Raw genomic sequence first — 24,164 nt, 5'->3', positions numbered from 1 at the left:
CGTCGTTCACTCCATGCAGTAGCGGGCGCCGGATCAGGAGATGCCGAACTCTTTGCCGAGGAGGTCGAACATCTCCTCGTCGCTGGCGGTGTCGAGGCTCGGGGCGGCGGCTTCGCCCGCCCAGCCCGCGGTGAGCAGCCGCAACTGCTCGGCGACCCGGGCCCGGTCGGCGTCGCCCAGGCTCGCGCCGAGCCGGCCGAGCTCGTCGAGCAGCCCGTCGACCCCGCGCGACGCGGGCTCGTCGCCCGCCAGTTCCGCGGTGAGGTGCCGGGCCAGCGCGGCCGGCGACGGGTAGTCGAAGATGAGGGTCGCGGGCAGGCTCAGCCCGGTGACGCGGTCGAGGCGGTTGCGGAGCTCCACGGCGGTCAGCGACGTGAAGCCGGTTTCGCTGAACGCCCGGTCCGGAGCCACGTCCGCCGCGCGGCCGTGGCCGAGCACCGCCGCGACGTGCTCGCGGACGACGTCGAGGACGAGTTCGCCCGCGTCCGCCGAGGACAGTCCGGTCAGGCGGTCACCGAGTCCGGTGTGGACTTCGGCGGCCGGAGCCGCCGGCGCGAGTTCGGCGTACAGCGGGCGCGCCTGCCCCGAAAGGTAGGTGTCCCAATCGATGTCGGCGACGACCTGCGAGCGCGTGATCCGGCCGAGCGCGGCCGCGGCCTCCGCCGGCGGCAGCGGGGTGACCCCGGCCCGCCGCATGCGGTCGGCGTTTTCGGCGGCCATGCCGCCACCCGCCCACGGGCCCCACGCGATGGAGACGGCCGCGCGGCCCGACGCGCGACGGCGCTGGGCGAGCGCGTCCAGCTCGGCGTTGGCGGCCGCGTAGTTCGCCTGCCCGGCGGCACCGACCGCGCCGGCGAGCGAGGAGAACAGCACGAAGGCGTCGAGGTCGCCGGTCAGCTCGTCGAGGACCCGGGCGCCGGTCACCTTGGCGTGCAGGACATCCGCGAACCGGTCGCCGGTGAGGGTGTCGACAACGCCGTCGTCGAGCACGCCGGCCGCGTGCACCACCGCGGACACGGGGTGTTCGGCCAGCAGCGCCGCGACCGCGTCCCGGTCCCCGATGTCGCAGGCGACGACCGTCATGTGCTCGCCCGGCGCTTCACCACCGCGACGGCTCGCGAGGACGACGTGCTCGGCGCCGTGGCCGAGCAGCCAGTCGGCCACGTGCCCGCCGAGCGCCCCGGTCCCGCCGGTGACCAGCACCGTGCCCGACGGTGTCCACTGTGGACCGGTGCTGGTGTCGCGGACGAGCCGACGGGCGAAGACCCCGGCGGGCCGCACGGCGACTTCGTCCTCGCCGCCTGCCGCGAGCACCGCGCACAGCCGCTCGCCGTCCTCGGGCCCGACGGTCTCCGGCAGGTCAACCAGGCCGCCCCAGCGGTTCGGGTGTTCCATCGCGACCGTCCGGCCGAAGCCCCAGAACTGGGCCTGGGCCGGATCCGCGACCGGCTCGCTGTCCGCCGTCGCGACCGCGCCGCGGGTGGCGCACCACAGCGGCGCGGTGACGCCCGCGTCGCCGAGGCCCTGCACCAGCGCGAGGGTCTGCGGGAGGCCGCCCGCCACGGCCGAGCCGGGCGCGCCGGCCGCGAAGGCCAGCAACGACAGCGCCCCGGACGGCGTCGAGCGTTCTTCCGCCAGCTTGGCCTCGACCAGCTTGGCGACGGTGACGCGGTCGGCGTCCTCGGGGACCCGGACGACCAGCGGCCGCGCCCCCGACGTCGCGAAGGCACCCGCCACCGCCGTCACCGCGCCGAGGTCGTCGAGGGTTTCCGGCAGGACGAACAGCCAGTCCCCCGAGACGGCCGATCCGGTTTCGCGTAGCTTGCGCCAGACGACCCGGTAGCGCCAAGCGTCGGCCGGCGAGCCGGTCCGGCTTTCCCGCCGCCAGCCGGACAACGCGGGGAGAGCGGTGCCGATGGCCGCGCGCTGGTCGCCGTCGAGGCCGAGCAGGGAGCCGAGCGAGTCGAGGTCCTCGCCCTCGACGGCCCGCCAGAACTCGGAGTCCGCTTCGGACACCGGTGTCGCGGGCTCGGGCCAGAAGCGCTGCCGTTGGAACGGGTAGGTGGGCAGGTCGACCGCGGGCGCCGGTGGGTAGAACGCGGCCCAGTCGATGTCGACTCCGTGGACGTGAGCAGTGCTCAACGCGGTGAGCAGTGCTCTCTCTTCGGAGCGGTCTCGTCGTAGAGCACTGATCGCGGTTCCGTCGATCATCGCGCTGAGCACCCCATCCGGACCCAGCTCGAGGAAGATGCTGGCGCCCGCGTCTTGCAGCGTGGCGATGCCGTCGGCGAAGCGGACCGCCTCGCGGACGTGGCGGACCCAGTAGTCGGCCGTGAACGGCTCGGCGAGAGCACCGCTCACATTCGAGATCACCGGTATCGTCGCGGAGCGGTAGGTTAGGGACTCGGCGACCGCGCGGAAGTCCTCGAGCATGGGGTCCATCAACGGCGAGTGGAACGCGTGGCTCACCGTCAGGCGCTTGGTCTTCGGGAATTGCGCCGCGATCGCCAGGACTGCCGACTCCTCGCCGGAGATGACCACCGACTCCGGGGTGTTGACCGCGGCGATGGAGACACCCTCGGTCAGCGTGATCGCGGACTCGGGGGCGGCGATGGACACCATTGCGCCGCCGGGCGGAAGGGCCTGCATCAGGGAGGCGCGAGCGGCGACCAAGCGACAGGCGTCTTCGAGGGACAGGACACCGGCTACGTGGGCGGCCGTGATTTCACCGATCGAGTGCCCGGCGACGAAGTCCGGGCGCACGCCCCACGCCGTCACGAGCCGGTGGAGCGCGACCTCGACCGCGAACAGCGCGGGCTGGGTGTAGCCCGTCTGATCGAGACGGTCGCCGCCGTCGAAGACGATCTCGCGCAGGGACGCGTCGAGCAGGCCGTCGAACTCGGCGCACACGGCGTCGAAAGCGTCGGCGTACACCGGGAACCGGTCGTACAGCTCGCGGCCCATCCCGGCCCGCTGCGTGCCCTGGCCGGTGAACAGCACGGCCAGGCGCCCACCGGGCGTCGCGGTGCCGCGGACGACGTTGTCCAGGTCCGCCAGCCCGGCGAGGAGTTCGCCGGTGCCGTCGCCGAGCACGACGGCCCGGTGGTCGAGGGCCGCGCGGCCGGTCGCGAGGGTGCGGCCGACCCCGACCGCGGGAACGTCGTCGGTGACGGCAGCGCGGAGGCGGCGGGCCTGGTCTCGCAGGGCCTGCTCGTCGCGGGCGGACAGCGGCCAGAGCGTGAGTCCACTCCCGACAGCGGCGGCCGGCTCGGGTTCACCGGCTTCGAGGACCAGGTGGGCGTTGGTACCGCTGACGCCGAACGCCGACACCCCGGCGCGGCGGGCGCGGCCGGTCTCCGGCCACGGCGTCGGCTCGGTGAGCAGCTCGACAGCACCCGCCGTCCAGTCCACATGAGACGATGGCGCGTCGACGTGCAGGGTCCGCGGGAGGACGCCGTGGCGCATGGCCAGCACCATCTTGATGACCCCGGCGATCCCGGCGGCGGCCTGAGTGTGGCCGATGTTGGACTTCACCGAACCGAGCCACAGCGGCGTTTCGCGGTCCTGCCCGTAGGTGGCCAGCAGGGCCTGGGCCTCGATCGGGTCGCCCAAGGTGGTTCCGGTGCCGTGCGCCTCGACCGCGTCGACGTCCGCAGTGGACAGTCCCGCGTCGGCCAGCGCGGCGCGGATGACCCGCTGCTGCGACGGGCCGTTCGGCGCGGTCAGGCCGTTGGAAGCACCGTCGGAGTTCACCGCGGAGCCGCGCACGATCGCGAGGACCCGGTGGCCGTTCCGGCGTGCGTCGGACAGCCGCTCCAGCAGCACCAGTCCGGCGCCTTCGCCCCAGCCGGTGCCGTCCGCCGCCTCGGCGAACGCCTTGCAGCGGCCGTTCGAAGCGAGGCCGCGCTGGCGGCTGAACTCGACGAAAGTGGCCGGCGTCGACATCACAGTCGCGCCGCCGGCGAGGGCCAGATCGCATTCGCCGCGGCGCAGGGCCTGAGCGGCGAGGTGGATGGCGACCAGCGAGGACGAGCACGCGGTGTCGACGGTGAGCGCCGGACCTTCGAGCCCGAACGCGTAAGCCAGCCGCCCGGACACGACCGCGGCCGCGTTGCCGGTGCCGATGAACCCGCCGACCTCTTCACCCGCCGCGCCGAGCAAGCCGGCGTAGTCCTGGCCGTTGGTGCCGGCGAACACGCCGGTGCGGCTGCCCCGCAGCGAATGCGGGTCGAGGCCGGCGCGTTCGAAGACCTCCCAGGCGATTTCGAGCAGCAGACGCTGCTGCGGGTCCATGGCGAGGGCCTCACGCGGGGAGATCCCGAAGAAGGCCGCGTCGAATTCCGCTGCCGTGTCGAGGAAACCGCCGTCGCGGACGTAGCTGTGGCCGCTCTTGCCGTGCTCCGGGTCGTAGAGCGCGCCGAGGTCCCAGCCGCGGTCCTCGGGCAGGCCGGTCATCGCGTCGACGCCGTCCGCGACGAGCCGCCAGAGATCTTCCGGCGTCGTGACCGAGCCGGGGAACCGGCAGCCCATGGCGACGAGCGCGATCGGCTCGTCGGTGTCCGTGCGCGCCGGCCTGGTGTCCGCCGGTTCCGGCAGGCGGCCGAGGAGTTCGCGGTGCAGGTGCCGGGCCAGCGCGGCCGGGGTCGGGTGGTCGAACACGAGGGTCGCGGGCAGGCTCAGCCCGGTCGCCGCGTCGAGGCGGTTGCGCAGCTCGACCGCAGTGAGCGAGGTGAACCCGCTTTCGGAGAACGCGCGCCCGGCGTCGACCGCGGCGGCGTCGGGGTACCCCAGGACGGCCGCGACGTGCGTGCGGGTCAGCTCGAGGACCTTCCGCTCGCCGTCCTCTTCGGACAGCCCGGCGAGCAGGCCCGCCGGTTCCTCGGCCACGGGCACCGGGATCTCGGCGGTTTCGGCGAACCCGGTGAACAGCGGTCGCGGCCGGACGGCCCGCAGCGCCGGGAGGTAGACGTCCAAGTCGAGATCGGCCACCACCGCCACCGGCGTGTCCCCGGTGGCCTCGGCGGCGAGGGCGTCGAGCGCGAGGCCGGGCTCCAGGGCGCCGACACCCGCGGCACGCAGCCGGCGCCGCGCTTCGGCGTCCCCGGCAGCCATTCCGTCCCCGGCCCACGGGCCCCACGCGATCGAGACAGCGGGCAGGCCCGCGGCGCGCCGGTGCTGCGCGAGCGCGTCGAGGTGGGCGTTGGCCGCGGCGTAGCTGCCCTGGCCCGCCGCGCCGAACGCGCCGGCCATGGAGGAGAACAGGACGAAGGCGTCGAGGTCCCCGGTGAGCGAGGCCAGGTTCTCGGCGGCGGCCGCCTTCGCCCGCAGGACGGCGTCGAACCGCTCCGGCGTGAGGGACTCGATGACGCCGTCGTCGAGGACGCCCGCGGTGTGCACCACCGCTTTGAGATCTTCGGGGAGCACCGCGGCCAAGGCGTCGCGGTCGGCGGCGTCGCAGGCCACGATCGAGACGTCGCAGCCGAGCAAGATCAGTTCGCTTTCCAGTTCCGCGGCACCGGGTGCGGCCGGCCCGCGACGGCTGAGCAGCACCAGCCGCTCGGCCCCACCGGCGGCCAGCCGCCGGGCGACCTGGGCGCCGAGCGCGCCCGTGCCGCCGGTGACCAGCACGGTTCCCCGCGGTTGCCAGGCCTCGCCCGGGATCGTGGCGCGGCGCTCCAGCCGTCGCGCGAAGACACCGGACTGGCGCAGCGCGACCTCGTCCTCGGTGCCCGCGAGCACGGCGGCGAGGCGTTCGCGGCCGCGGTCGTCCAGCTCGGCGGGGAGGTCGATCAGGCCGCCCCAGCGCTGGGGGTACTCCATGGCGGCTGTCCGGCCGAGGCCCCAGACCTGCGCCTGGACCGGTGCTTCGACGCGATCCGCGCGCACGGCCGCGACCGCGCCCCGGGTGAGGCACCACAGCCGGCCGCCCGTGCCGAGGTCGCCGAGGGCCTGCAGCAGCGTGGCCGTGCCCGCCGCGATCCCGTCGTCGGCGAGGGCCAGCAGCGAAAGCACACCGTCCACTTCGGAATCGCCCAGTGCGTCGCGTACCTGCTCGGCGAACTCGGCGCGAGAAAGCAGCGGGTCGATCCGCACCGGGGTGATCCGCCCGCCGCGTTCGATGATCGTCTGCGCGACCCCGGCCACGACACCGGCTTCTCCCATTTCCGGCACGACCAGCAGCCAGTTCCCGGACGGCGCGGCGGCGTCCGGCGTGACCGGGCGCCAGGTGATGCCGTACCGCCATGAATCCACAGTGGACTCCTGGCGCCGTCGGCGGTACCAGGCCGACAGGGCCGGGGCCACCGCTGCGGCGACGTCGTCATCCAGCTCCAGTTCGGTGGCCAGCTTCCCGCTCGCGACGACGTCCCAGAACCCCGAGTCCCCGCCAGCCGAGGTTTCGGGCGCGGCGCCGGGCTCGCCGGCGAGCCAGTAGCGCCGGTGCCGGAACGCGTAGGTGGGCAGGTCGACCCTGCGGCCACCAGGGAAGAACGAGGTCCAGTCGACGTCGATGCCGCGGACGTGAACAGTGCTCAACGCGGTGAGGAGTGCTCTCTCTTCAGAGCGATCTCGTCGCAGAGCACTGATCGCGGTTCCGTCGATCATCGCGCTCAGTACGCCGTCGGGGCCCAACTCCAGGAACACGTCGACACCGGCAGCCTTGAGCGTCGACACGCCGTCGGAGAAGCGGACTGTCTCGCGGACGTGGCGGACCCAGTAGTCCGCCGTGAACGACTCCGCGAGAGCGCCGCTCACATTCGAGATCACCGGTATCGTCGCGGAGCGGTGCTCCAGGGACTCGGCGACCGCGCGGAACTCGTCGAGCATGGGATCCATCAGCGGCGAGTGGAACGCGTGGCTCACCGTCAGGCGCTTCGTCTTCGGGAACTGCGCCGCGATCGCCAGGACCGCAGACTCCTCGCCGGATATGACGACCGACTCCGGGGTGTTGACCGCGGCGATGGAGACGCCCTCCGTGAGGGTGATCGCGGACTCGGGGGCAGCGATGGACACCATTGCGCCGCCTGCGGGGAGGGCTTGCATGAGTGAGGCGCGGGCGGAAACCAGGCGGCAGGCGTCCTCGAGCGAGAGGACTCCGGCTACGTGGGCGGCCGTGATTTCGCCGATTGAATGGCCGGCCACGAAGTCGGGGCGGATGCCGAGGGACTCGACTAGGCGGAAGAGGGCTACCTCGATGGCGAACAGCGCGGGCTGAGTGAACTCGGTGCGGTCTAGCTGCTCGGGGTCGGTGAAAGCCTCACGGAGTGCGGGATCGAAGTGGGTGAGGACCTCGTCGAAAGCCTTCGCGTAGGTCGGGAAGCGGGCGTAGAGAGCCTCGCCCATGCCGACTCGCTGGGCGCCTTGGCCGGTGAACAGCACCGCCAAGCGCCGGTCCGGGCGGGCGATGCCGGTGACCGGCGGGTTTTCCAGTGCGGCGAGGAGTTCCTCACGATCGGCGCCGAACACCACCGCGCGGTGGTCGAGCGCGGCGCGGGAGTGGGCCAGCGAATGACCGATGTCGACCGGCGAAAGCTCCGGCCGGGCCTCGACGTGGACGCGGAGGCGGTCGGTCTGTGCGGTGAGCGCGTCCGCGTCGCGGGCGGACAGCAGCCACGGGACCAGCCCGGGCTCGGGCTGGTCATCGGCAGCGACGGGGGTGGCGGGCGGGGCCTGCTCGATGATCGTGTGGGCGTTGGTACCCGAGATGCCGAACGACGAGATCCCGGCGCGGCGCGGGTGGCCGGTCTCGGGCCAACGCCGTCCTTCGGTGAGCAGCTCGACCGCGCCGGACTCCCAGTCGATGCGCGACGAGGGCGCGTCCACGTGGAGGGTGCGCGGCAGGACGCCGTGCCGCAGCGCCATGACGACCTTGATGACGCCCGCGACGCCCGCGGCGGCCTGCGTGTGCCCGATGTTCGACTTGAGCGAGCCCAGCCACAGCGGCTCGTCGCGGTCCTGCCCGTAGGTCGCGAGGAGGGCCTGCGCTTCGATCGGGTCACCGAGGGTGGTGCCGGTGCCGTGCGCTTCCACCATGTCCACTTCGGACGGTGTCAGCCCGGCTCCGGCCAGCGCGGCGCGGATGACCCGTTGCTGCGACGGGCCGTTCGGCGCGGTCAGGCCGTTGGACGCGCCGTCGGAGTTCACCGCGGAACCCCGCACCACGGCGAGGACTTCGTGGCCGTTGCGGCGGGCGTCGGACAGGCGCTCCAGCAGCACCAGGCCCGCGCCTTCGCCCCAGCCCGTACCGTCGGCGGACTCGGCGAACGCCTTGCAGCGGCTGTCCGAAGACAGCCCGCCCTGGCGGTCGAACTCGACGAACATGCCCGGCTGCGCCATCACCGCGACGCCGCCCGCGAGCGCGAGATCGCATTCGCCGGCGCGCAGCGCTTGGACCGCCCAGTGCAGGGCGACCAGGGACGACGAGCACGCGGTGTCGACCGAAACGGCGGGGCCTTCGAAGCCGAAGGTGTAGGAGACGCGACCCGAAACGACGCTGGTCGCGTTGCCGGTCAGCAGGTGCCCCTCGACGCCGGCGGCCACCTCGGCCACGCCGCTGCCGTAGGCCTGGTGCGCGGCGCCGACGAACACACCGGTGCTGCTGCCGCGCAACGAGCGCGGGTCGATCCCGGCCCGTTCCAGCGCTTCCCACGAGATTTCCAGCAGGAGCCGCTGCTGCGGGTCCATCGCGAGGGCTTCGTGCGGCGAGATGCCGAAGAACTCGGCGTCGAACCCGCCCGCGTCGTGCACGAACCCGCCCTCGGCGGCGTCCAGCGCGGCGAGGTCCCAGCCGCGGTCGGCGGGCAGCGGCGTGAGCGCGTCGCGGCCGGTCTCGACCAAGTGCCACAGTTCTTCCGGCGACGTCACTTCGCCCGGGTAGCGGCAGCTCATCGCGACGATGGCGATCGGGTCGTCGTCGACGACCGTCGTGACCGCCGCGGGCGTCCCGGTTTCGGCGTCACCGCCCAGTTCGGTCTGCAGCAGCGCGGCCAGCGCCTGGGGGTTCGGGTGGTCGAAGGTGATCGTCGCCGGGAGCCGGAGGCCGGTCACCGCGGTGAGGCGGTTGCGCAGCTCGACGGCGGTCAGCGAGTCGAAACCGAGGTCCTTGAACGCCTTCGCCGGCTCGACGGCTTCGGCGCCGTCGTGCCCGAGGACCGCGGCGACGTGCGTCCGGACGAGGTCGAGCAGGAACCGGCGGACGTCGTCCGCGCTCAGCCCGGCCAGTTTCGCGGCCAGTCCGTCGGCGCCCGGCACGGGACCGGCCGCGCGGCGCGTGCGCACGCGGACCAGGCTGTGCCACAACGTCGGCAGGTGCTCGGCCTGAGCCCGCAGCGCGCCGAGGTCGACGCGCACCGGGACGACGCAGCCGGCGCCGGCCACCTGGGCCGCGTCGAACAGGGAAAGGGCTTCCCTGGTGCTGAGTGCGCCGATGCCCGAGCGCGCGATCCGGGAGAGGTCTTCTTCGTCGAGGGTGCCGGTCATGCCGCTGGCTTCGGCCCACTGGCCCCAGGCGAGCGAGACGCCGGGCAGGCCTTGCTCGCGGCGACGGGCGGCGAGCGCGTCGAGGGCGGCGTTGGCGGCCGCGTAGTTGGCCTGGCCCGCCGCGCCGGCGACCCCGGCCAGCGACGAGTACAAGGCGAACCACGCGAGGTCGCGGTCGCGGGTGAGCTCGTGCAGGTTCAGCGCGGCGTCGACCTTGGGCCCGACGACCGCGTCGAGCCGACCGGGGGTGAGGGACTCGACGACGCCGTCGTCGAGGACGCCCGCGGTGTGCACGACACCGGTCAGGCGCACCGATTCCAGCAGCGCGGCGAGGGCGGCGCGGTCGGTGACGTCGCAGCTCTCGACGCGCACGTCTGCGCCGAGCGCGGTGAGCTCGGCGACCAGTTCGGCCGCGCCCGGGGCGGCGGCGCCGCGGCGGCTGGTCAGGAGCAGGCGCCGGACGCCGTGGGTGGTCACGAGGTGGCGGGCCAGCAGGCCGCCGAGGGTGCCGGTGCCGCCGGTGACGAGCACGGTGCCGTCCGGGTCCGGCCCGGCGGGGACGGTCAGGACGTTCTTGCCGATGTGCTTGGCCTGGCTGATGAAGCGGAACGCGTCCGGCGCGCGGACGACGTCCCAGGCCTTGACCGGAAGCGGGGTCAGCTCTTGGTTTCCGAAGAGCCGCACCAGATCCCGGAGGATCTCCTGGATGCGGTCCGGGCCCGGGTCGCCGAGGTCGAACGGGAGGTAGGCGACGCCTTCGCGAGCGTCCGGACCGCGCAGGTCGGTCTTGCCCATCTCGAGGAACCGGCCGCCGCGCGGCAGCAGGTCGAACGACGCGTCCACAAAGGACCCGGTGAGCGAGTTGAGGACGACGTCCACGCCGCGTCCCCCGGTGGCGGCGAGGAACCGTTGAGAGAACTCGAGATCGCGCGAGGACGCGATGTGAGTGACGCCGAGCGCGCGGACGGCGTCGTGCTTGGCCGGGCTCGCGGTGGCGAAGACTTCGGCGTTCTTCGTGCGCGCGAGCTGGACCGCGGCCATGCCGACGCCGCCGGCTGCGGCGTGGATGAGCACGGACTGGCCCGCTTCGAGCCCGCCGAGGTCGAACAGGGCGTAGTAGGCGGTGACGAACGCGACCGGCACGGAGGCGGCCGCGGCGAAGGTCCAGCCTTCGGGCACCGGGACGAGCAGCCGGGCGTCGGTGACGGCGGTGGGGCCGAACGCGCCGGTGAACAGGCCCAGCACCCGATCACCGGGCGCGAGGCCGGTGACGTCCGGCCCGACTTCGGTGACGACCCCGGCGGCTTCCGAACCGAGAACGGCGTCCGGGTCCGGGTACATGCCGAGCGCGATCAGGACGTCGCGGAAGTTGACGCCGGCAGCGCGGACGGCGACCCGGACTTCGCCCGGGCCGAGTTCCTGCTCGGGGTGAGGTTGGAGGGTGAGGCCGTCGAGGGTGCCGCCGGTGGTGGTGAGCCGCCAGTGTCCATCCGGGACGGTCAGGGCACCGCTGTGGGCGCGGACCAGACGGGGCGCGGCGAACTTGCCTTCGCGGACGGCGAGCTGGGGTTCGGCCGCGGGCAGGGTGGTGAGGTCGGGGTAGTCGGTGCCGTCGAGGTCGAGGAGCTGGAAGCGGCCCGGGTGCTCGGATTGGGCTGAGCGCACCAGGCCTTGGACGGCGGCCGCGGCGGGGTCGGTGGCGGCGCCGTGGGTGACGACGACCAGCCTTCCCGGCCGATCTGCGGCGAGCCAGTCCTGGACGACGGCCAGCGCGCGGTGGGTGGCGGCCTGGACGGAGGTCGCGAATGACTCATTCGCGACGCTCGGGGCGGGGGCGGCGAAGACCAGGGGCGCGTCGGTTTCCAGGTCGGGCGTGAGCGGGAGGCCGAGGTCGAAGGTGTCCGGGCCGAGGACGACCGCGTCGGTTGCCGGGCCCGCTGGGACCGCGGTCCAGTCGAGGCGGAAGAGAGAGCCGTTTTGGGTGGGGGCTGTGGGACTGGCGATCGGGCGGAGGACCAGGGAATCCACCGATGCGACGGGGCCGCCGGATTGGTCGTGGACCGTGACGGAGACCGCGTTGTCGCCGGCTGGGGACAACCGGACGCGCAGGGCTGTCGCGCCGGAGGCGTGCAGGGTGACGCCGCTCCAGGAGAACGGCATGCCGCCGGTGCCGGTCGCGGGAGTGTCCGCGGGGGCGGCGAGGCCGAGTGGGTGCAGGGCCGCGTCCAGCAACGCTGGGTGCAGGCCGAACGTGGGCGCGTCGGGCTGGAACTCCTCGGGGAGCGTTACCTCGGCGAACGTTTCTTCGCCGCGGCGCCAGACCGTCTGTAAGCCGTGGAACGCCGGGCCGTATGTGAAGCCAAGGCTCGCCAGACCGTCGTAGAGGCCGTCGGTCGGGACGCGCTCGGCGCCCGGCGGCGGCCATTCCGTCAGCTCCGCGGCGGGCTGGGCGCCGGTGGCGAGGAGGCCGCTCGCGTGGCGGGTCCAGGTGTCGGTGTCCTGGCCCGGAGTGGCGCCGTCGTCCGGACGCGAGTGCAGCGTGAGTTCGCGGCGGCCGGCGCCGTCGGCGGGACCGACGAACACCTGGATCGCGACGCCCCCGCGGCCGGGCAGGACGAGCGGGGCTTCGAGCGTCAGCTCCTCGACGACATCGCAACCGACCTGGTCACCAGCCCGGACGGCCAGTTCCAGCAGCGCGGTACCCGGGACGAGGACCGTCCCGCCGAGCGCGTGCCCGGCGAGCCACGGCTGGGTTTCGAGGGAGAGCCGGCCGGTGAAGACGACGCCGTCGTGGCCCGCCAGGCTGACCGCGGCGCCGAGCAGCGGGTGATCCAGACCGCCCAGGCCGAGTGAACCGGCGTCGCCGTGGGCCACGCCGCCGCGTGGCCAGAAGCGTTCGCGCTGGAAGGCGTACGCGGGCAGGTCGATGCGGCGGCCACCCGGGTAGAACGCGGCCCAGTCGACGTCGATGCCGTGGACGTGAACGGTGCTCAATGCGGTGAGCAGTGCTCTTTCTTCGGAGCGGTCTCGTCGTAGAGCACTGATCGCGGTTCCGTCGATCATCGCGCTGAGGACGCCGTCCGGGCCCAGTTCCAGGAAGACGCCGACGCCCGCGGCTTGGAGGGTGGCGATGCCGTCGGCGAAGCGGACTGCCTCGCGGACGTGGCGGACCCAGTAGTCGGCGGTGAACGGCTCGGCGAGAGCACCGCTCACATTCGAGATCACTGGTATTTCGGCGGGGTGGTAGGTGAGGGACTCGGCGACCGCGCGGAAGTCTTCGAGCATGGGGTCCATCAGCGGTGAGTGGAACGCGTGGCTGACGGTGAGGCGCTTGGTTTTCGGGAATTGCGCGGCGATGGCCAGGACTGCGGATTCGTCGCCGGAGATGACGACTGACTCCGGGGTGTTGACCGCGGCGATGGAGACGCCGTCGGTGAGGGTGATCGCGGATTCGGGGGCGGCGATCGAGACCATTGCGCCGCCGGGTGGGAGGGCTTGCATTAGGGAGGCGCGGGCGGCGACTAGGCGGCAGGCGTCTTCCAGTGAGAGGACTCCGGCTACGTGGGCGGCGGAGATTTCGCCGATTGAGTGGCCTGCTACGAAATCTGGGCGGATGCCGAAGGACTCGACCAGGCGGAAAAGGGCTACCTCGACGGCGAAGAGTGCCGGTTGGGTGAACTCGGTGCGGTCTAGCAGCTCGGGGTCGGTGAAGGCCTCGCGGAGTGCGGGATCGAAGTGGGTGAGGATCTCGTCGAAGGCGGCTGCGTAGGCCGGGAAGCGAGCGTAGAGAGCCTCGCCCATGCCGACTCGCTGGGCGCCTTGGCCGGTGAAGAGGACCGCGAGGAGCGCGTCCGGATCGGCCGTCCCAGTGACGGCGTCCTCGATGCGCTCCAGCCCCGCCCGCAATTCCGCACGATCGGCGCCGAGCACCACCGCCCGGCGAGCGAGGCCGGCGCGGGTGACCGCCAGCGAGTACCCACCGTCGACCGGGTCGGGGTCCGCCTCCAGCAACCGCTGGGCCTGCTCCCGCAAAGCCGCGTCGCTCGCTCCGGAGATGACCCACGGCAGCAGACCGGCGGCGGGGGCGGGCGGTTCGACGGCTTCAGCCGCGGGGGCTTCCTCGATGATGACGTGCACGTTCGTGCCGCTCACCCCGAAAGCGGATACGCCGGCTCGACGGGGAGCGGCGCCGGCCGGCCACGGGCGGGGTTCGGTCAGCAGCTCCACCGCACCGGCCGACCAGTCCACTTCGGACGAAGGGGCGTCGACGTGCAGGGTGCGGGGCAGCATCTCGTTCCGCAACGCCATGACCATCTTGATGACACCCGCGATACCGGACGCCGACTGCGTGTGCCCGATGTTCGACTTCAGCGCGCCGAGCCACAGCGGGCGGTCCGCGGGGCGGTCCTGGCCGTACGTGGCCAGCAGCGCCTGCGCCTCGATCGGGTCGCCCAACGCCGTGCCGGTGCCGTGGGCTTCGACCGCGTCGACGTCCGAAGTGGACAGGCCGGCGTTGGCGAGCGCCTGGCGGATGACGCGTTGCTGCGACGGGCCGTTCGGGGCGGTCAGGCCGTTCGACGCGCCGTCGGAGTTCACCGCGGAACCGCGGATGACGCCGAGGATCCGGTGCCCGTTGCGGCGGGCGTCGGACAGCTTCTCGAGCAGGACCATGCCGACGCCTTCGCCCCAGCCGGTGCCGTCGGCGGCGTCGGCGAAGGACTTGCAACGGCCGTCCGATGCCAGGCCGCGCTGGCGGCTGAACTCGGCGAACGCCAGCGGGCTCACCATCACGGTGACGCCACCCGCCAGCGCGAGGCCGCATTCGTCCTGCCGCAGGGCCTGGCACGCCCAGTGCAGCGCGACCAGCGACGACGAACACGCAGTGTCCACAGTGACCGATGGGCCTTCCAGCCCGAAGGTGTAGGACAGCCGCCCCGACATGACGCTGGGGGCTTCGCCGGTCAGCAGGTAGCCCTCGGAGCCCGCGGCCGCCTGCAGCGTGCTGCTGTAGCCGGACGCGTTGGCGCCGATGAACACGCCGGTTCGGCTGCCCCGCAGGGAAAACGGGTCGAGGCGGCCGCGCTCCAGGAGTTCCCAGGACGTCTCCAGCAGCAGGCGCTGCTGGGGGTCCATGGCCAGCGCCTCGCGCGGGGAGATGCCGAACAGGCCGGGGTCGAACCGGGCCGCGTCGGGGACGAAGCCGCCTTCGACCGCGCGGGCGCCTTCGTCGCCGTACATGCGGTCGACGTCCCAGCCGCGGTCCTCCGGGAAGCCCGACATCGCGTCGGTGCCGGTGGCGACGAGGTCCCACAGGTCCTCGGGCGAGGCGACCCCGCCCGGGTACCGGCAGGCCAGGGAGATGATGGCGATCGGCTCCTGCTCGGCCGCCTCCGCCGCCTGCAGCCGCTGCCGGGTCTGGTGCAGGTCGGCCGTCACGCGCTTGAGGTACTCGAGGAGCTTGTCCTGCTCTGACATCGCCAACCTCATCCGTTCGTCCAGTCAGGGCGTCAGTGCGCCGGCGGGGAAATTCCGAGTTCGTTGTCGATGAAGGCGAAGACCTCGTCGGCCGAGGCGTCGGCCAGCTGCGCCTTCTCCGGCGCGGGTTCCGCGCTCCAGCGGTTCAGCAGGGACTTCAGCCGCATTTCGACGCGCAGCCGGAGGTTCTCGTCGGTTTCGAGGTCCCCCAGCGACGCCTCCAGCTGGTCCAGCGCCCCGAACGCCGACTCGCCGGGCGTGCCGCCGGGAGTGATCTCGGCCGCCAGGAACCGGGCCAGCGCGACCGGGGTCGGGTGGTCGAAGACGGCGGTGGCCGCCAGCCGCAGGCCGGTGACCTCCCGCAGCCGGTTGCGGACCTCGACCGCGGTCACCGAGTCGAACCCGAGGTCGCGGAACGGCCGGGTGCTGCCGATCGCGTCGGCGCCGCGGTGGCCGAGGACGACCGCGGCTTCGGTGCGGACCAGGTCGAGCACGGCCCGGTCGCGTTCGGCCGCCGGCAGCCCGGCCAGCCGCTCGCGCCAGCCGGCCGCGGCACCTTCGTCGTAACGGGTCTGCTCGGCTTCCAGCCGGGCCAGGACCTGCCGGACCGCGGGCAGGTCCTCGATCAGCGGGCGGCGCCGCGACGCCGTGAAGGCCGGCACGAACCGCTCCCAGTCGACGTCGGCCACGGCGAGGAAGGTCTCGTCGCGGTCGAGCGCGCCCTGCATGGCCGCCACCGCGCGCTCGGGCGCCATCGGCCGCAGGCCACGGCGGCGCAACTGCTGCTCGCCTTCGTCCCGCGCCATGCCGCCGCCGGCCCACAGGCCCCACGCCACCGACGTCGCCTTGACGCCGCGGGCGCGGCGCTGTTCGGCGAGCGCGTCCAGGTAGGCGTTCGCGGCGGCGTAGGCACCCTGTCCCGCGCTGCCCCAGACGCCGGAGTTGGAGGAGAACAGCACGAACGCTTCGAGGTCGTCCCCGAGCAGCTCGTCCAGGTGCGCGGCGCCCGCGACCTTGGCCGCGAGGACGTCTTCGAACTCGTGCAGCCCGGTTTCGGCCAGGGTGCTCGACTGCGGCAGCCCGGCGGCGTGCACGACGGCGGTGGGCGGGTTTTCCAGCCCGGCCAGCAGTTCCTCGACGGCCTTGCGCTCGGCGACGTCGCACGCGGCGATGGTCACCGCACAGCCGAGTTCCCGCAGTTCTTCGGCCAGTTCGGCCGCACCGGGCGCGGCTTCGCCACGACGGCTGGTGAGCACGAGGTGCTCGGCGCCGGAGCGGCCCAGCCAGCGGGCGACGTGCGCGCCCAGCGAACCGGTGCCGCCGGTGACGAGCACGGTGCCGCGCGGCCGCCACGGCTCCCCCGCGGGTGCGGGACGGGCCGGGCGCAACCGGCGGGCGAGGATGCCCTGCGGGCGGATCGCGAGCTGGTCTTCGCCGCCAGATTCGGCCAGCACACCGGCCAGCCGGTCGGCGGTGCGTTCGTCCACAGTGGCGGGCAGGTCGACCAGACCACCCCAGATTCCCGGGTACTCCAGGCCAATCACGCGGCCGAGCCCCCACAGCTGCGCGGGAGCGCTCGACGCCGGGGCGTCGCCCGTGCCGGTCGTCACCGCACCGCGAGTGAGGATCCACAGTGGAGCATCGATCCCGGCTTTGGCCAGCGCCGGAGCCAAAGCGGCGGTCGCCGCGACACCCGAGGCGATTAGCGGGTGACCGGGCAACGGCGTTTCGTCCATGCCCAGCAGGGAAACCACACCGGCATAGTTGCCCGGCGGCAGGCTGTCCAAAGTGGCGGTGACGACGTCGGCGCCTCGGGTGGCGAGCGCGTCGACCACCGAGGCCGCGAAGGCTCCGGCGGGTACGAGCGCCAGCCAGCGCCCGGAAAGCAGCGGCAGTGCCGGTTCGGCGACCGGCGACCACCCCACCTTCAGGCACCACGAGTCCACAGTGGATTCCTCGGTGCGGCGCGTGCGCCAGCGGGAGAGTGCGGGCAGCACCTCGTCGAGCGCGCCGCGGTCGACGCCCAGCACACCGGCCAGATCGTCGGTTTCTTCGAGCGCCGTCCAGAGCCCGTCGTCGGCCGGGGCCGCCGGGGCCGGGTCCAGCCAGTACCGCTGGTGGTCGAAGGCGTACGTCGGCAGCGGCACCAGCCGGGCGCCTTCGCCGAACGCCGGCGTCCAGTCGACGTCGACACCGTGCACCCAAGCTTCGGCGAACGACGTGTACAGCCGGTCGAGGCCGCCTTCGCCGCGGCGCAGGGTGCCGGTCACGACGGCCTCGTCCACAGTGTCCTGGACGCTCATCGTGAGCACGGGGTGCGAGCTGCATTCGATGAACGTGCCGTAGCCGTCCTCGGCCAGCCGCCGGGTGGCCGCGTCGAACAGCACCGGGTTGCGCAGGTTGGTGTACCAGTAACCGCCGTCGAGCCCGGCGGTGTCGATCGGCTCGGCGGTCACCGTGGAGTAGAAGGCGATTTCGGACGACCGCGGCGACACCGGCGCGAGCAGCTCGCGCAGCTCCGCCTCGATCGCTTCCACGTGGACAGAGTGGGACGCGTAGTCGACCGGGATCCGCTTCGCGCGGATGCCGTCGGCCTCGCACCGCGCCACCAAGGCGTCGAGGGCACTCGGCTCGCCGGACACCACGACCGCGGCCGGGCCGTTCACCGCCGCGACCGACAGTCCGGCGGTCAGCAGCGACTCGACGGTCTCCCGCGAAGCGGCCACCGAGACCATCCCGCCACGGCCGGCCAGTGCCAGGATCGCCTTGCTGCGCAACGCGACCACGCGGGCAGCGTCCTCGAGGGACAGCGCACCGGCAACCGCGGCCGCGGCGATCTCACCCTGGGAGTGACCGATGACGGCGTCGGGGTGGACGCCGTGGGCACGCCAGGCCTCGGCCAGCGACACCATCACGGCAAACAGCGCGGGCTGCACGACGTCGACGCGCTCCAGCATCGCGGAGTCACGGATGGCGTCGGTCAGCGACCAGTCGACGAACGGCGCCAGCGCGCGTTCGCAGTCCCGCATGCGGGCCGCGAACGCCGGCGACGTGTCCATCAGGTCCAAAGCCATCCCCACCCATTGCGAGCCCTGCCCGGGAAAGACGAAGGCGACCTTGCCCCCGTGGCGGGCGCTGCCCCGCACCAGGCCGGGAACGGCCCGGCCGTGGGCGAGCGCGCCCAGGGCGTCGTGGCCGCTGTGCTCATCGGCGGCCACGAGCACCGCCCGTTGTTCGAACGTAGACCGGGAATTCGCGAGGGAGTACCCCACATCTGCGGCCCGGACCCCCTGTGCGGCCCCTACGCGCGCCTGCAGCCGGCGCGCCTGCCCGGCCAGGGAAGCGAGGCTTTTCGCGGACAGGACCCAGGGCACCGGGCCGGTCGCGGCGGGCCCGGACGACCCGGCCGCGACCGGCTCCGGTGCGGCTTCGAGGACCGCGTGGGCGTTGGTGCCGCTCATCCCGAACGACGACACCGCGGCCCGGCGCGGCCGGCCGGTCTCCGGCCACGGCAGGTTCTCGCCGAGCAGCCGGACGTTGCCCGCCGTCCAGTCCACATGGGACGACGGCGTGCCGGCGTGCAGCGTGGCGGGCAGCACGCCGTGGCGCAGCGACAGGACCATCTTGATGATCCCGGCGACGCCGGACGCGGCCTGGCTGTGGCCGATGTTCGACTTCACCGAGCCGAGCCACAGGGGGTGCTCGCGGTCGCGGCCGTAGGTGGCCAGGAGGGCCTGGGCCTCGATCGGGTCGCCGAGGGTGGTGCCGGTGCCGTGGGCCTCGACGGCGTCGACGTCGTCGAAGGTCAGCCGCGCGTTGGCCACGGCCTGGCGGATCACCTGCTGCTGGGCGGGGCCGTTGGGGGCGGTGAGGCCGTTGGACGCACCGTCCTGGTTGACCGCCGAGCCGCGGATCACCGCGAGGACCTCGTGGCCGTTGCGCTGGGCGTCGGCGAGCCGTTCGACCAGCACGACGCCGACGCCCTCGGCCATGCCCATGCCGTCGGCGTCGTCGGAGAAGGCCTTGCAGCGGCCGTCGGAGGCGAGCGCGCGCTGGCGGCTGAACGCGACGAACGACGCCGGGGTCGACATCAGCGCCACCCCGCCGGCCAGCGCCATCGTGCATTCGCCGTTGCGCAGCGACTGGCAGGCCAGGTGCAGCGCGACCAGCGACGACGAGCACGCCGTGTCGACGGTGACCGCCGGGCCGGTGAGCCCGAACGTGTAGGAGATCCGGCCGGAGACGACGCTGGCCGCGCCGCCGGTGAGCAGGTGGCCCGCCGAACTGTCCGGCTGGGCGAGCCCGATGCCGTAGTCGGCGTAGTTGGTGCCGACGAACACGCCGGTCGCGCTCCCCCGCAGGCTCTCCGGGTCGACGCCGGCGCGTTCCATCGCCTCCCACGTCGTCTCCAGCAGGAGCCGCTGCTGGGGGTCCATGGTGAGCGCCTCGCGCGGCGAGATGCCGAAGAAGCCCGGGTCGAAGTCGCCGGCGTCGTGCAGGAAGCCGCCGTGGCGGGTGTAGCTGGTGCCCTCGTGGTCGGGGTCGGGGTCGAACAGCGCGTCGGTGTCCCAGCCGCGGTTGGCCGGGAACCCGGTGATGGCGTCGCCGCCCGCGGTGATCAGCTCCCAGAGGTCCTCGGGGCTGGTGATGCCGCCGGGGTAGCGGCAGCTCATCGCGACGATCGCGATCGGCTGGTCGTCGGCGACCGCGACGACGGTCTCGGTGACCGCGGTCGTGGCGCCGAAGAGGCCGTCGAGCAGGAACGCGGTGATCCGCTCGGCCGTCGGGTGGTCGAAGGCCAGGGTCGCGGGGAGGCTCTGGCCGGTCTCGGCGGCCAGGCGGTTGCGCAGTTCGACCGCGGTGAGCGAGTCGAAGCCGAGTTCCCGCAGGGCCACGCCCGGGGCGACAGCGTCCGGGCCGTCGTGGCCGAGCACGGCCGCCGCGGTGGCGCGGACCAGTTCCAAGACGGTCCGGGTGCGATCGGCCGGGGACTGCCCGGTCAGGCGTTCGCGCAGGCCGCCGGTGGCGACCGGGGCCTTTTCGACGGTCAGCGCACGACGCACCTCGGGCAGCTCGTCCAGCAGGGGGCGGGGCCGCAGGGCGGTGAACACCGGTGCGAACCGCGCCCAGTCGACGTCGGCGAGCGCGAGGAACGTCTCGTCGTCGGCCAGCACCTCGCGCAGCCCGGCGAAGGCGAGGTCGGGGTCGAGGAACGGCAGGCCCTGGCGCAGCAGCCGGCTCGCGTCGAAGTCCTGGTTCTCCTTGGCGCGGTCCCAGGGGTTGACGGCGTTCCAGACGCCCCAGGCCAGCGACGTGGCCCGGAGGCCGCGGGCGCGGCGGCGCTCGGCGAGGGCGTCGAGGTGGGCGTTGGCCGCCGCGTAGGCCGCGTGATCACCGCTGCCCCAGACGCCGGCGACCGAGGAGAACAGCACGAACGCGTCGAGGTCGCGGTCGAAGACGGCGTCGAGGTTCTCGGCACCGAGCACCTTCGCGCGCGCGACGGCGGCGAACCCGGCGACGTCGGTGGCGTCGATCGAGGCCAGCTCGATCAGCGCGGCGGCGTGGATCACCGCGCTGATGTCGTGACGGTCGGCGAGAGCCTGGACCTCGGCGCGGTCGGCGATGTCGCAGGCCTCGAAGGTGACGGGGATGTCCAGCGCGGCGCTCAGCTCGGCCGCCCCGGGGGCCTGGTCGCCGCGGCGGCTGGCCAGGACGACGTGCTCGGCGCCGGCGCCCTCCAGCCAGCGGGCGATCCGCGGGCCGAGCGCGCCGGTGCCGCCGGTGACCAGGACCGTCCCGCGCAGCGACCACTTCCCGCCGCGGGCCGCGGGCGCGCGGACCAGGCGGCGGACGTTGACCCCGTTCGACCGGACGGCGAACTGGTCTTCGTCGCCGCCGGCGGCCAGGATGGCGGCGAGCCGGCCCGCCGCGCGGTCGTCGACGTCGGCGGGCAGGTCGACCAGGCCGCCCCAGCGGCCGGGGTGTTCGAGGCCGATGACGCGGCCGAGGCCCCAGATCTGGGCCTGCGCGGGCGACGGCGAGTTCGTCGCGACGGCGCCGGACGTCAGCAGCCACAGCGGTGCGGCAATTTCGGCGTCGCCGAGGGCCTGGGCGAGCAGGAGCGTGCCCGCGACGCCGGACGGCAGCTCGGGGAACTCCGGGTGCGGCCGTTCGTCGAAGCCCAGCAGGGAAATCACGCCCGCCGGGTCCGGCTCGGCTTCGCGCAGGCGGGCGGCCAGGCTCTCGCGGTCTCCGGTCACCTCGACCGGCACGATCTCGGCGCCGAGTCCGTCCACCATGGACGTGTCCTGGCCCGGCGCGACCACCGCGAGCCACCGGCCGGACAGCGTTCCCGCCGGTTCCGGCGCCGGGCGCCAACGGACGTCGTACCGCCAGGACTCCACAGTGGACTTTTCATGGGCGGCACGGCGCCACTCGCTCAGCGCGGGCAGCAGCTCGCTCAGCGGGATCTCGGTGTCGACGCCGAGGGTGTCGGCGACGGCCTGGAGGTCGTGGCTGTCGACGACCTCCCAGAACCCGTTGTCCGCCGGGGCCGCCTTCACGGGCGTGCCGGGCTTCAGCCAGTAGTGGCGGTGCTGGAAGGCGTAGGTGGGCAGATCGACGCGAGTCGCGCCGGCGAAGTACGGCGTCCAGTCGACCTTGACGCCGCGTACGTGCGCTTCGGCGACCGACAGCGCGAAGCGGGTCAAACCGCCTTCGCCGCGGCGAAGGGAGCCTAGTGCGACGACGTCGTCCCCGATCGCCATGGTCAGCACCGGGTGCGGTGACGCCTCCACGAACGTGCCGAAGCCCTGGCTCTTGAGCTGCTCGACCGCGATGTCCAGCCGGACGGTGCCGCGCAGGTTGGTGTACCAGTACTCGGCGTCGAGGGCGGTGCCGTCGATCCACTCGCCGGTCACCGTGGAGAAGAACGCCGTCTCCCCCGCTCGCGGCTCGATCGGCGCGAGCACCTCCAGGAGTTCTTCGCGCAGCTGCTCCACCTGGACCGAGTGGGACGCGTAGTCCACCGGGATCCTGCGCGTGCGAACTTCTTCGCAGGCGGCCATGAACTCGTCGAGCGCTTCCGGCTCACCCGAGACGACGGTCGCGGCCGGGCCGTTCACCGCGGCGATCGAGATGCACTCGCCCCAGGGCCGGGCGAGTTCCTCGGTCCGCTCACGCGAAGCGGCCACAGACACCATCCCGCCCGCGCCCGCCAGCGCGAGGATCGCCTTGCTGCGCAGCGCGACGACTCGCGCGCCGTCCTCAAGGGACAGTGCACCCGAGACGACGGCGGCGGCGATCTCCCCCTGCGAGTGGCCGATCACGGCGTCCGGGCGCACGCCGTGGGCCGCCCACAGCGCGGCGAGCGACACCATCATCGCGAACAGCGCGGGCTGCACGACGTCGACGCGGTCCAGGTCGATGTCCTCGTCCAGCAAGGAAAAGCCGGTGTGCGGTTCGAGAGCCTGGGCGCACTCGGTGAACCGGGCCGCGAAGACGTCGGACGTCGCCAGCAGCTCGGTCGCCATCCCGGCCCACTGGGCACCCTGGCCCGGGAAGACCATCGCGACCTTGCCGCTACTCCCCGCGGTCCCGGACACGACGTTCGGCGCGGGAACGCCGTCGGCCAGCGCGCGCACCCCGGCGAGCAGACGCTCCCGGTCCTCACCGACGACGACCGCGCGGTGCGCGAACGCGGACCGGGTCGTCGCCAGAGAGAACGCGACCCCGGCCGGGTCGGCGTCGACAGTGGACAGCCGGGCGGCCTGGTCCCTCAGCGCTTCAGCCGACTTGGCCGACAGCACCCACGGCAGCACGCCACTGGCAGTCGAAGCCACCGGCGGTTCGTCGTCGGACTCTTCCAGGATGATGTGCGCGTTCGTGCCGGAGATCCCGAACGACGACACCGCACCGCGGCGCGGCCGATCGGCAGTCCACTCCCGGCCTTCCTGCAGCAGCTCGACCGCACCCTCGGCCCAGTCGATCTTCGTCGACGGCGTCCCGGCGTGCAGGGTCGGCGGCATCCGGTGGTTCCGCAGCGCCATGACGAGCTTGATGATGCCGCTGACCCCGGCCGCGGCCTGGGTGTGCCCGATGTTCGACTTGACCGAACCGAGCCACAGCGGAGCCGGGCGGTCCTGGCCGTAGGTGGCGAGCAGGGCCTGAGCCTCGATCGGGTCACCCAAAGCCGTGCCCGTGCCGTGCGCCTCCACCAGGTCGACGTCCACAGTGGACAAGCGGGCGTCGGCGAGCGCGTCGCGGATAACGCGCTGCTGCGACGGGCCGTTCGGCGCGGACAGGCCACTGCTCGCGCCGTCCTGGTTGACCGCCGAGCCGCGGACGACGGCCAGCACCGGGTGGCCGAGCCGCTTCGCGTCCGACAACCGCTCGACCAGCAGCATGCCGACGCCTTCGCCCCAGCCGGTGCCGTCGGCGCCCTCGGCGAACGCCTTGCACCGCCCGTTTCCGGACAGGCCGCCCTGGCGCTGCATTTCGGTGAACATGCCCGGGTTGACCATCACCGCCGCGCCACCGGCGAGCGCGAAGTCGGATTCCCCGCGCCGCAACGACTGCACGGCGAGGTGCAGCGCCACCAGCGACGACGAACACGCCGTGTCGACGGTGACGGACGGGCCTTCGAGGCCGAGGGTGTAGGAGATCCGTCCGGACAGGACACTGGTCGCGGTGCCGGTCATCAGGTGCCCGGCGACGGCTTCGGCGTCCTCCCCCGCCCCGGTCGCGTACCCCTGGTGCGCGGCGCCGACGAACACCGCGGACCGGCTGCCGCGCAACGACTCCGGCACGATCCCCGCGCGCTCCAACGCTTCCCACGACGTCTCCAGCAGCAGCCGCTGCTGGGGATCCATCGCGAGGGCTTCTCGCGGCGAGATGCCGAAGAACCCGGCGTCGAACAGGCCCGCGTCGTGCACGAACCCGCCCTCGGCGGCGAACCCCGCGTCACGGGTGTCCGGCCAGCCGCGGTCAGCGGGGAACCCGGACATCGCGTCGCTGCCGCTGTCCACCAGGCGCCACAGGTCCTCGGGCGAGCGGACACCGCCCGGGAACCGGCAGGCCATCCCGACGATCGCGATCGGCTCGTACCCGGCGTCCTCCACCTCCTGGATGCGCTTGCGGGCGCGCCGGAGGTCCGCGGTCACCTTCTTCAGGTATTCCCGGAGCTTCGCGTCGTTGTCCATCAGGCCCCATCC

Annotated in this window: 2 protein-coding genes; both read right to left on the bottom strand. The window is 73.3% G+C overall.

Annotated features, from left to right (window positions below):
• Positions 1-33: 33 nt before the first annotated feature.
• Positions 34-14,952: a type I polyketide synthase gene (locus tag H4696_RS46630; protein ID WP_192782917.1), complete on the bottom strand. Its 14,919-nt coding sequence runs from the start codon at positions 14,950-14,952 to the stop codon at positions 34-36.
• A gap of 32 nt (positions 14,953-14,984) precedes the next feature.
• Positions 14,985-24,155, bottom strand: coding sequence for a type I polyketide synthase (locus tag H4696_RS46625; protein ID WP_420831579.1), 9,171 nt, complete (start codon positions 24,153-24,155; stop codon positions 14,985-14,987).
• Positions 24,156-24,164: the final 9 nt, after the last annotated feature.

It is taken from the genome of Amycolatopsis lexingtonensis, assembly GCF_014873755.1.
GTDB lineage: Bacteria > Actinomycetota > Actinomycetes > Mycobacteriales > Pseudonocardiaceae > Amycolatopsis > Amycolatopsis lexingtonensis.
Note: the sequence above shows the minus strand (reverse complement) of the source record. Positions and strands in the feature narration are given on the sequence as shown.